General features: G+C 67.9%; 9 protein-coding genes. 6 read left to right on the top strand and 3 right to left on the bottom strand.

Annotated elements, in window-relative coordinates; translation table 11 throughout:
- Window positions 1-150: 150 nt before the first annotated feature.
- Entirely contained in the window at window positions 151-744 is a 594-nt protein-coding gene (locus tag QRO91_RS20295; protein WP_049428514.1) for a TIGR00730 family Rossman fold protein, read from the top strand.
- 19 nt (window positions 745-763) lie between these two features.
- Here QRO91_RS20295 and QRO91_RS20290 read toward each other — a convergent pair whose 3' ends face one another.
- On the bottom strand, window positions 764-3,607 hold the full coding sequence (locus QRO91_RS20290) for an EAL domain-containing protein (protein ID WP_285310532.1): 2,844 nt from the start codon (window positions 3,605-3,607) through the stop codon (window positions 764-766).
- A gap of 247 nt (window positions 3,608-3,854) precedes the next feature.
- On the opposite strand from QRO91_RS20290, the gene QRO91_RS20285 reads away from it, so the two are divergent.
- The 5 genes from QRO91_RS20285 (at window position 3,855) to QRO91_RS20265 (ending at window position 8,056) form a co-directional block, all read left to right on the top strand.
- Window positions 3,855-4,373 (top strand): RNA polymerase sigma factor, encoded by a 519-nt coding sequence (locus tag QRO91_RS20285; RefSeq protein ID WP_238378638.1) that lies wholly within the window; start codon window positions 3,855-3,857, stop codon window positions 4,371-4,373.
- Window positions 4,370-5,389, top strand: a complete 1,020-nt coding sequence (locus QRO91_RS20280) for a hypothetical protein (protein ID WP_197651099.1) — start codon at window positions 4,370-4,372, stop codon at window positions 5,387-5,389. The genes QRO91_RS20285 and QRO91_RS20280 overlap by 4 nt, the downstream gene beginning before the upstream one ends.
- Window positions 5,390-5,429: 40 nt before the next feature.
- Window positions 5,430-6,026: a YigZ family protein gene (locus tag QRO91_RS20275; protein ID WP_049428511.1), complete on the top strand. Its 597-nt coding sequence runs from the start codon at window positions 5,430-5,432 to the stop codon at window positions 6,024-6,026.
- Window positions 6,019-7,791, top strand: a complete 1,773-nt coding sequence (locus QRO91_RS20270; RefSeq protein WP_111202513.1) for an ABC transporter transmembrane domain-containing protein — start codon at window positions 6,019-6,021, stop codon at window positions 7,789-7,791. The genes QRO91_RS20275 and QRO91_RS20270 overlap by 8 nt, the downstream gene beginning before the upstream one ends.
- 70 nt (window positions 7,792-7,861) lie before the next feature.
- Complete coding sequence (locus tag QRO91_RS20265) at window positions 7,862-8,056, top strand: hypothetical protein (protein WP_049428506.1); 195 nt, start codon at window positions 7,862-7,864, stop codon at window positions 8,054-8,056.
- A 222-nt stretch (window positions 8,057-8,278) separates the two neighbouring features.
- On the opposite strand, the gene QRO91_RS20260 is transcribed toward QRO91_RS20265, so the two are convergent.
- Window positions 8,279-9,403 carry a prephenate dehydrogenase gene (locus QRO91_RS20260; protein WP_197632472.1) on the bottom strand — a complete coding sequence of 375 codons (1,125 nt, stop codon included), beginning with the start codon at window positions 9,401-9,403 and terminating at the stop codon, window positions 8,279-8,281.
- Complete coding sequence (pdxY, locus tag QRO91_RS20255; RefSeq protein WP_049428502.1) at window positions 9,400-10,308, bottom strand: pyridoxal kinase; 909 nt, start codon at window positions 10,306-10,308, stop codon at window positions 9,400-9,402. Before pdxY ends, QRO91_RS20260 begins: the two co-directional genes overlap by 4 nt.
- Between the last annotated feature and the right edge of the window lie 352 nt (window positions 10,309-10,660).

The raw sequence follows: 10,660 nt of genomic DNA, 5'->3' as shown, positions 1-10,660 counted from the left end.
GCGATCTGAACGAAGAGCAGCCGAGCATGGCTCGGCTCTACAAGGGCATGTGGCGATTCAAGGCCTCATACTCTACGCACACCCCGTCCCTGACCGCCTTCCGGTTGGCGACGGGGCGTTTTCGTTTCCGGCCAAGAGACAGGAAGATCCATGAAATCGATCTGTGTGTACTGTGGTTCCAACGCTGGCAGCAAGCCGGCCTATACCGAACGTGCCATTGCCCTGGGTGACCGCATTGCCCGCGACGGCCTGCGCCTGGTGTATGGCGGCGGCAACGTCGGCCTGATGGGAACCGTGGCCAATGCGGTACTCGCCGCCGGTGGCGAGGTGACCGGCGTGATCCCGCGCCAGCTGGCCGATTGGGAAGTGGCCCACCGTGGCCTGACCGAACTGGAGATCGTCGGTTCGATGCATGAGCGCAAGTCGCGCATGTTCGATCTTGCCGACGGCTTCGTCACCCTGCCGGGCGGCTTCGGCACCATGGAAGAGATCTTCGAGATGCTGACCTGGCGCCAGCTGGGCATCGGCAACAAGCCATGCGCATTCCTCGACGTGGAAGGTTTCTACGCCCCGTTGATCGGCATGATCGACCGCATGGTGGAAGAGCGCTTCCTGCACCCGGACCAGCGCCAGGACCTGTGGTACGGCTCGGACATCGAAGAGATGCTGGAGTGGATGAAGAACTACCAGCCGGCGCAGGCCTCGAAGTGGATCGACGAGAAGCGCCGCGCCGCCCTGCGATGATGCAGCGGCACGCGGCGGCTCAGGCCGCCGCGTGCGCCCACGGGGCGGGCCGCCCCAGCAGGTAGCCCTGGCCGTAGTCGCAGCCCAGTTCGCGCAGGGTATTTCGCTGCGCCTCGGTCTCGATGCCTTCGCCGATGGTTTCGATGCCCAGCGTGCGCGCCAGCGACAGCACGCCCTCAACCAGCGCGCGCGTACTCTGCACTTCCGGACCATGCAGGCCGGCGATGAAGCTCTGGTCGATCTTCAGCGTGCTGATCGGGAAGCGATGCAGGTAGGACAACGCGGAGAAGCCGGTGCCGAAATCATCCAGCTGTACCTGGATGCCGCGCTCGCGCAGGCCCTGCAGGATGCGCAGCGTGTGCGGGCCATCGTCCAGCAGTGCGACCTCGGTGATCTCCAGCCGCAGTCGCTGCGGATCGGCGCCGTATGCATCCAGCAGGCCGAACAGGCGGCCGCTGAACTCCGCCGAGCGGAAATGACGCGGTGACACGTTCACCGATACGTAGCTGTGCCCCCCTTTGGCCAGCCCCGCGATGACCTGCTCGTAGATCAGCCAATCCACCTGTTCGATCAGGCCACTCTCTTCGCCCAGTTCCAGGAACGCACCGGGCAGCAGCAGGCCACGGCGCTCGTGCTGCCAGCGAAGCAGCGCCTCGTGACCGACCACTTCGCCGTCGGACAAGCGCACGATCGGCTGGTAGAACGGCAGGAAGTCGCGGTTGTTGATCGCACGTCGCAGATCGGCTTCCAGGTCCAGGCTGCGCATCGCTTCTTCGCGCATGTCTTCGTCGAAGATCGCGCAGCGGTCATGGCCCTGCGCCTTGGCCCGGTACATCGCTGCGTCCGCATCGCGCAGCAGCTCTTCACCGGTGCGGTAGCGCGGATTCCACAGGGCAATGCCCAGGCTGCCGGACGGAAACAGTTCGCGCCCGGCGATCCACATCGACTCCTGCAACGCCAGCAGCAGCCGCTGGCCGAAATCCAGTGCCTGCGCCAGCCCCTGCGGGCACTGCAGCAGCACGGCAAACTCATCACCGCCGAGCCGTGCCACCACATCTTCGGTACCGGCCATCGACACGATGCGCTTGGCCACTTCCACCAGCATGCGGTCACCGGCGGCATGGCCGATGCTGTCATTGACCAGCTTGAAGCGATCAAGGTCGAGGAACAGAACGGCAAACACCGGCCCGCCCTCACGCTTGGCCAGTGCCAGGGCATCCTGCAGGCGATCCAGCAGGTGCAGACGATTGGGCAGGCCGGTCAGGGCATCGTGCATGGCCTGGTGGGTCAGGCGCTGTTCCGCACGCAGGCGCTCGCCGATCTGGCCGAGCAGTTTCTCGTTCACTTCGGCCAGTTCACGGGTGCGTTCTTCCACGCGCTTTTCCAGCTCGGCATGCGCCGAACGCAGCCGCTGCTGGTCGCGCTGGCGGGCCAACCCGGTACCGATGTTCTGCGCAACGAAGGTCAGCAGGCGCTGGTCGTGCACGCTGAAGGTACTGTTCTGGCTGTAGCTCTGCACCACGATCGCGCCGACCACTTCGTCGTCGCGCAGCAGCGGCACGCCCAGCCAGCAGTGCGAACGCGCGCCGTGTTCGCGCACTTCGCCGGCCGCCAGCAGGGCATCGATCTGCGCGCGCGATGCCAGCAGCGGGCGCCGGTTGCGCACCACGTATTCGGTCAGGCCACGGCTGAACGGCCGCGGCGCGCGGCTGGCGTTGTGCTCGTCCACCGAATAGACGAAGTCCAGGCCATTACCGGCGGCGTTGACCAGGGCGATGTAGAAATTGCGCGCATCGAGCAGGCGCCCGACCACGCCGTGCACCTGGCCGTAGAACTGGGCCAGGCTGTCGGCCGACATCGCCATCTCGGCGATGTTGTAGAGCGCGGTCTGCAGCTGCTCGGCACGGCGCCGTTCGGCTACTTCGTCCTGCAGGCTGCGGTTGGCGCGCTGCAGTTCCTGGGTGCGCCGCTCCACCTGCTGCTCCAGCCGTACCTGCGCCTGGCGCCGGTCCATCGCGGTCTGTACGTGCTGGGCGACGAACCCCAACAGGGCGCGCTCGGCCTCACCATAGCGGGCGGCACGCTCATAGCTCTGCACCACGATGGCGCCACAGACGCGGCCATCGCGCAGCATCGGCACGCCCAGCCAGTCCAGGCTTTCGGGGCCACGCTGCGGGTCATGCTCCTGTTCCACCACCCGCGCCAGCAGTTCGCGCGACGGGCCACTGAGCGGCTTGCCATGGCGCAGCAGCGCCACGGTCAGGCTGCGCGGCATCTCGCTGGCGTCATGGCTCTGCGACGGATCGGCAACGAAGTCATCCACCTGGTCGGCGAAGTACAGGAAGCGGATCTGTTCACGCACATCGTCGTACTCGACGATGTAGCAGTTCTCCGCGTACATCAGCGTGCCCAGCACACCGTGCACGTGGCGCAGCATCTCGCCCATCTCCAGGTCTGCGCCGGCCAGGTCGGCGATCTGGAACAACGCCTGCTGCAGCCGCTCGGCCTCTTCCAGGGCCTTGATCTGCCCGGCCTGTCGCCCACGCTGCAGGGCCAGTTCCATCGCCTGCCGGGCCAGTCCCCACCACGCGGGCGAAGGCGCCGCACCGACCACCGACAACAGCAGCCGCGCGCCGTCGTACTCCCAACCGTGCTGGCCATCGCCAACGCCGGGGTCCACGAACGGGGCGCCGTCGATCACGACCGGGGGCCAGCCGCCCTGGCCACGCCCCAGCTGCGGGTCGTCCCAACCGACCCGGACCACCGCCGATTCAGGCAGCAGCGCATGCAACGCGCGCACCAGCGCCGTGCTCAGCACGACCTCGTGTGGTGGCTCTTCCGCCGGTTCAGCATGCGTGGACAAATGACAATCTCTTGGCGCCGTCTAAGCGTCGCCTCCCCTGAGCCGCCGAGCATAGCGCGCCACCCGGGGGGCAATGGAAGCCCGTAAACCCCGAATCGTGCGCCCGTACGTTTTTCGTGCTGTCCGTAGCCGCTTCCATGCCATGAACCTCGCCCTGCCCGCCCCTGCCACCGGCTATGCGCCACCGCCTGCAGGCCTTACCCTGTACGCCGTGGAAGCCAGCGCACTGCCAACCGATGAAGCCTTGATGCTGGCCTGGGCCGGTGGTGACCTGCGCGCGTTCGAAAGCCTGTATGCGCGCCACCGCAAACGCCTGTTCGGCTTCCTGCTGCGGCAACTGCGCGACACGGCACTGGCCGAGGAGATCTTCCAGGACGTGTGGCAGCGGGTGATCAGCGCGCGCGCCGGCTGGCAACCCGAGGCGGCGTTCAGCACATGGCTGTTCCGCATCGCCCACAACCGACTGAACGACCATTGGCGTGCGGCACGTCATCGCCCGGCCGCACCTGCCGATGCCGATCTGCGCCTTGCGGCGATCGAGGATGGGCAGACCCCGGAAGCGGAACTCTCTGAATTCGAACAACGTCGCCGCATCCAGCTGGCGATGGAGCAACTGCCGCCGGAGCAGCGCGAAGTGCTGCAGCTGCGGCTGGATCAGGAACTGAGCCTGGAGGAGATCGGCCAGATCACCGGCGTGGGCCGGGAGACCGTGAAATCGCGGCTGCGCTATGCGATGGACAAGCTGCGTGCGGGACTGAACGCATGAACCGAGACGAACCCCTGACGCCGGAAGAACGCGAGCTGGCCCGGCTGCTCGGCCGTCGCGCCGAGCAGGCACCGCCGCCCGCGCTGGATGCTGCCATCCTGGCCGCGGCGCGTGCCGCCGTGGATGCTCCGGCCGCTGGCGCCGTTGCCTCTGCGGACGCACCGCGCGCACGACAGGCACGCCCTCGCTGGCCGGCAGTGTTCGGCATTGCCGCCTCGATGGTGTTCGCCATCGGCATCGCCTGGCAGCTGCGCCCGGAGCCGCCGCCGGTTCCGGCCGGTGAGGCCGCTGTTGCTGCGGCACCGGCACCGGCAGAAGACGTTGCGGCTGCCCGTCAGGCCGCTGACCGCAGTGCAGCCGACAGCGCTGTGGCGGCTGCCGAACCAAGCGCTGCGCCCGCAGCACCCGAGGCCGCCCCTGTTGCCGCTGCCCCGGCACCGGCCATCGCTCGCGCGCCCGAGCCGGCGCCGGCCGAGACCGCTGAAGCGCCGGCCCAAGCTGCACGATCGATGGCTGCGGATGCGGCCGCCGATACCGCCTTTGCGCCCCCCCCACCGGCGCCGACGGCAGCGCCGGCAGCAGCGCCGCCTGCGCCACCGGCACCCGCAGCCTACTCTGCACCGGCACCGGCATTCGCGCCGGCAGAGTCCGGGGCACTGAAAGCACGCACGGCCGCGGCACCTGCACCGGCACCGGCACCAGCAGCCAATGCCGCCGAGGTCGAGCGGGCGGAGGCGCTGGATCGGGTGGAGATCACCTCGATGAAGCGTGAGGCTCCCAGCCGTTCGGCTCCGGGCATCATGCGCCGCGGCAGCGATGCGGGCCTGAGCGCGGACACGGTGCAGGCCGAAGTAGACGCCGACGCGCGCCTGCCACGCCGGCAGTGGCTGCAGAAGATCCGCGAGCGCCGTGACCAGGACCAGCGCGACCTCGCCCGCGCCAGCCTGGAACGCTACATACAGCAGTATCCGGAAGCGCGCCTGCCGCGCGACCTGCGCCCGCTGCTGGACGACTGAAACGGACGGGGGGACCCGACAACGCCGTAGAATGATGGGAATGCTCGATACCCTCGCCCAGCCCGTCAGCCACACGCTGGAAGTCAAACACAGCCGCTTCATCGCCCATGCCGCGCCGATCGATGGCGCCCCCGCAGCATTGGCGTTCCTGCAACAGGTTGCCGTGGCCGACGCCACGCACAACTGCTGGGCCTACCGGCATGGCCAGGACTACCGCTCCAGCGATGACGGCGAGCCGGCAGGCACCGCCGGGCGGCCGATCCTGGCCGCGATCGACGGCCAGGGCTTCGACCGGGTGATGGTGGTGGTGACGCGCTGGTTTGGTGGCATCAAGCTCGGAGCAGGCGGCCTGGTCCGTGCCTACGGCGGGGCCGCCGCCGAATGCCTGCGCACCGCGCCGCGGCTGGCGCTGGTCGCCATGGCACGGCTGCAGCTGCAGGCCGGCTTCGAGGACCTGGGCACCCTGCACGCCGCCCTGCCTGCGTTCGGTGTGGAGAAGCGCGATGAGCAGTTCGACGCGAACGGGGTATGCCTGCGGGTCGAATTGCCGGCCGATCAGGTAGACGCATTGAAAATCCGCCTGCGCGACGCCACTCGTGACCGTATCCGCATAGAAGACGACCACCAGGATGACTGACAAGGACGGCGCCCCCGCCTCGCCCCCGCCGCTGCGCCGCCTCGGCAGCCTGCGCACGCTATGGCCGTTCGTGCGCCGCCATAGTGGCCTGTTCACCGCCTGGCTGCTGGCGCTGGCGGTGTCTTCGGCGGCCACGCTGAGTCTGCCGCCGGCGGTCAAGCAGATGATCGACCATGGTTTCAGCAGCGGCGGCCAGATCAACCGTGCCTTCGCCCTGCTGATGCTGGTGGCCGTGGTGCTGGCCCTGGCCACCGCCGCGCGCTTCTACTTCGTGTCGCTGCTGGGCGAAAAGGTCGTAGCTGACCTGCGCAGCCGCCTGTACGCACACCTGATCCAGCTCGGTGCCGGGTTCCATGACCGCAGCCGCAGCGGTGAGCTGGTCTCGCGCCTGACCGCCGACAGTGAGCTGCTGCGCAGCGTGGTCGGCTCGACCATGTCGGTGGCACTGCGCAGCAGCGTCACGGTGGTCGGCAGCCTGGCGATGCTGTTCGTCACCAGCCCACGGCTGGCGGCGTGGTCGCTGCTGGGCATTCCGCTTGCGGTACTGCCGATCATCATCGGTGCGCGCAAGCTGCGTACCGTCGCGCGCAGTAGCCAGGACCGCATCGCCGATGCCAACAGCCTGGCCAGCGAGACCCTCGGTGCGGTACGGACGGTGCAGGCGCACGCACGCGAACCCTACGAGCGCGGCCGCTTCGACCACGCACTGGGCGATGCCATCAAGGCCGCCCGCCGCCGCATCGGTGCGCAGTCGCTGGTCACCGCCAGCGCCATCCTGCTGGTGTTCGGCGCCATCGTCGGCGTGCTGTGGCTGGGTGCGCACGATGTCATCGACGGTCGCCTCAGCGCAGGCACCCTGGGCCAGTTCGTGCTGTACGCACTGATCGGCGGTGGCTCGGTCGGTGCGCTGGCCGAAGTCTGGAACGAACTGCAGCGCGCGGCCGGCGGCATGGGCCGCATCGGCGAACTGCTGCAGGAAGACATCGAGATCCGCGCGCCGGCGCAGCCGCACGTGCTGCCGCAGCCGCTGCGTGGCGAGATCCAGTTCGACGACGTGGTGTTCCACTACCCGCAGCGACCTGACCAGGCGGCGCTGGACCATTTCAACCTGCACGTGCGCCCGGGCGAGACCGTGGCCCTGGTCGGCCCGTCAGGCGCGGGCAAGAGCACGGTGCTGTCCATGCTGCTGCGCTTCCACGATCCGGCGGGTGGCCGCATCTGCGTGGATGGCATCGACGTTCGCCAGGTCGACCCGGCCGAGCTGCGTGGACAGCTGGCGCTGGTGCCGCAGCAGCCGACGCTGTTTGCCGCCAGTGCGCGTGACAACATCCGCTATGGCCGCCTGCAGGCCAGCGACAGCGAGGTCGAGGCTGCCGCACGCGCCGCCGAGGCAGACGGCTTCCTGCGCGCGTTGCCGCAAGGCTACGACAGTGAGCTGGGCGAGCGCGGAGCGCGCCTGTCCGGTGGCCAGCAGCAGCGTGTGGCGATTGCCCGCGCACTGCTGAAGGACGCACCGATCCTGTTGCTGGATGAAGCCACCAGCGCGCTGGACGCACAGAGCGAACATGGCGTGCAGCAGGCCCTGGAGCGCTTGATGGCTGGCCGCACCACGCTGGTGATTGCGCACCGCCTGGCCACCGTACTCAAGGCCGACCGCATCGTAGTGATGGACCAGGGCCGCATCGTGGCGGAAGGTACGCACGCACAGCTGCTTGCCGAAGGCGGCCTGTACGCTGAACTGGCACGACTGCAGTTCATCGATTGATGACGGCCGGCTAACATCGGCGGAGTGAAGCTGGCACCGCATCAACAGCATCCGCTGAAGGAGGTGCACGATGTCGTTCCGTCAGTTTCCCGCCGTCGACAGCCATGGTGAAAGCCACATCATTATCGAGTTCAAGCCCGAGGCGAACGGCAGCGGGCACCACTCCGAAGCCACGCCCCGCTACGAGCTCGACGATGGTCGCTTGCTGGTGCGAAATGGCCGCGAATTCACTACCAGCGGTGGTGAGCTGAGGCTGACGATCTGAGGTACGCCGGGCATGGCCCGGCACTCCCGGATCCGCTCTGGTGGGTGTCGACCTTGGTCGACACGCGCCGTGGCCGAAAGCAGCCGAGCGTGGCTCGGCTCTACGGTAATGGCATGGTCAATTTTTGATCAACCATCTTGACAGCCTTGGCTGCCAAGGGCTGCACGCGGTTATCCACATGTTTGCTCAGGAATCATCCACACCACCTGTGGATGAATGCGCTCAGCCGAGCACGCGTCCGATGCCGCTGGCGTCCACGTCGGCCGCCGCCAGGGTGATTGCAGCAGGATCACTGCCCGCAACGAAACCGATGCGGAAATGGACTTCGCCGCCGGGCGTACGCGAGGAGTGGATCGAGGCCAGGCTGATGCGGTGCTGCTCGAATACGTTCAGCAGTTCGCGCAGCGAACCCGGCCGGTCTTCGGGCAGGTGGACCGACAGCGCGTTGCGCTCGGTCAGGTCTGCCAGCAGATAGCCCACGCGTTCGAAGGTGTAGTTGCCCTCGGCCAGCGCCTGCTCACCGAACGCACTGCGATTGGCCGACAACAGCTGCTCGCGGAATGCACTGCGTGCAGTGTCGTCGCCCTGCCCGACCTGGCCCTGCAGGGCCTGCAGTTGGGCGACCAAGCGCTCCAGCATCGGCGCCACATACGGGTTGCCGAACTGGATGTCCTCGTAGATCGCCGGGTTCAACGACAGGATGCGCGAGATGATCGCCGTATCCAGTTCGAACGACGCCGAACGGTACGGCATCATCGCGGCCAGGTCGCCCAGCTGCGGCTGGTACTGGCGCAGCACGCCGGCCTGGGCCAGATGGGTGGCGTGCACCATCGCCTGCACCAGCGCCATCATCTGGTCGTGGTGCTGCGGCATGGCGCGCACGCATTCGGCCTGCAACGCCGCGCACAGCGTATCGACCCACGGCTGCCAGTGTTGCAGCCGCGCTTCGCAGACCACCATCACCCGGCCCTTCAGGGTGGGTGCCTTGGGCGGCGCGGTCATCGGATGCAGCCCGACCACCTCTGCCAGCGAGGCCAACATCGCCTGCACCGGCGCCTCCTTCACCGAGGTCACGTCCAGCCACAGTCGGTCGCGTTCACGGCCTGCGGACTGCCGCACGTACTCGGCGATCAACGCGGGCGTGTGCCGGATCGGCGCCGAGAACACCAGCACGTCGGCCTGCGCCAGCAACTGCTCCGGTGTATGCGATTGCGGATCAGCCGGATCATGGCCAATCACCTGCAACTGCATGTGCTGCTGGAAGAAGCGGGTCAACCAGCGCCCGTAGGCGCCAGCACTTCCGACGATGCCGACCGTGCGCGGCGTGCGTTCAAGCAGGCCGCTCATGCCACGCGTTCGGCGCGGAAGCGCGTGCCTTCGGCGAGGGCAGCGGGTGCTGCGACTATTACGTCGAACTCTTCGAAACCGTTGTCCAGGGTTGCTTCCAACGCCGCATGGGTACCGGCGATCGCACGCGAGATCGCCTGCTGCATCGATTCACCGCGCAGCAGGAACGACACCACCAGCGACATCAGCACATCGCCGGTGCCGGCCACGTCCACCGGCAGCAGCGGCGAGGTCCAGCGCCAGGTTTCCTCGCGGCCAACGGCCAGGGTCACCAGTTCCCCCGGGTTGCCGCCGACGCTATGCGCGATCACCCAATGGGGGCCACGGTCCAGCAGCGTGCGCGCGGCGGCGATGGCATCGGCTTCGGCCAACGCCGGCATGCCAGTAAGGCGATTGAGTTCGAAAGCATTCGGCGTGACCAGCCAGGCATGCGGCAGCAGGCGCTCGGCGAAGATCGCTTCCAGGCCTGGCTCCACATAGGGGCCGGTGTGGGTGTCGCCGATGACGGGGTCGAGGCAATAGCGCAGCTGCGGGCAGGCCGGCAGGATTTCGTCCAGCCAGTCGGCAAACGCGGCACCGTTGGCGGTGCTGCCGAAGTAACCGGAGACGAGCATCTTCGCCCGCTGCGGCAGGCCGCGCTCATGGGTACCGAGCAGCAGGTCGGCGAACCAGTCGGCCGGCAGCACGCGGCCACGGGTGGTGTCGTAGAACGGCGCATTGCTGAGCAGCACGGTCGGGATTTCCGCGACGCGCACGCCAAGTGCGCGCATGGGCGGCACGGCGGCGCTGTTGCCGGCGTGGCCGTAGACGAGTTGCGACTGGACCGAGATGACATCGATCGGCGACGGACCGTCGGGCCGCTGGCGGCGGCCGTGGACCAGGTGGTTATCAAGGGATTCGCTCATGCCCGCATTCTACGCCCGGTAAGGGGTTCGGCAGGGCTTGCAGCCCTGCACCTGCTCAATGCAACAGCAACGGCAACGGCAACGGCAAAAGCGAGCTATCCGTGGGGTGGCGGGGGGGGGGGGGGGGGGGGGGGGGGGGCGCCCCGGCGCGGGGGGGGGGGGGGGGGGGGGGGGGGGGGGGGGGGGGGGGGGGGGGGGGGGGGGGGGGCCCCCCAGAGGAGGCCGCGTTGATATCCCCCACTTTAGAGATAGTGTTTGTTTTAAATAGGAGTCTTTTGGCCGCCCGTGACTTCCTTTCAGAAGACCACAAAAACTAAACATTCCAGCCACACTTAATGAACAAAGTTGATCC

It is taken from the genome of Stenotrophomonas maltophilia group sp. Smal32 (assembly GCF_030237085.1).
In the GTDB taxonomy this organism is placed as follows: domain Bacteria; phylum Pseudomonadota; class Gammaproteobacteria; order Xanthomonadales; family Xanthomonadaceae; genus Stenotrophomonas; species Stenotrophomonas maltophilia_Q.
The sequence above is the reverse complement of the archived record's forward strand: the minus strand, read 5'-3'. Positions and strand labels throughout refer to the sequence as shown.

Coding starts and splice junctions, on each gene's coding strand:
- QRO91_RS20265 (WP_049428506.1), top strand. CDS start 7,862: ATGTCGTTCCGTCAGTTTCCCGCCGTCGACAGCCATGGTGAAAGCCAC.
- pdxY (WP_049428502.1), bottom strand. CDS start 10,308: ATGAGCGAATCCCTTGATAACCACCTGGTCCACGGCCGCCGCCAGCGG.
- QRO91_RS20295 (WP_049428514.1), top strand. CDS start 151: ATGAAATCGATCTGTGTGTACTGTGGTTCCAACGCTGGCAGCAAGCCG.
- QRO91_RS20260 (WP_197632472.1), bottom strand. CDS start 9,403: ATGAGCGGCCTGCTTGAACGCACGCCGCGCACGGTCGGCATCGTCGGA.
- QRO91_RS20270 (WP_111202513.1), top strand. CDS start 6,019: ATGACTGACAAGGACGGCGCCCCCGCCTCGCCCCCGCCGCTGCGCCGC.
- QRO91_RS20285 (WP_238378638.1), top strand. CDS start 3,855: ATGCTGGCCTGGGCCGGTGGTGACCTGCGCGCGTTCGAAAGCCTGTAT.
- QRO91_RS20275 (WP_049428511.1), top strand. CDS start 5,430: ATGCTCGATACCCTCGCCCAGCCCGTCAGCCACACGCTGGAAGTCAAA.
- QRO91_RS20280 (WP_197651099.1), top strand. CDS start 4,370: ATGAACCGAGACGAACCCCTGACGCCGGAAGAACGCGAGCTGGCCCGG.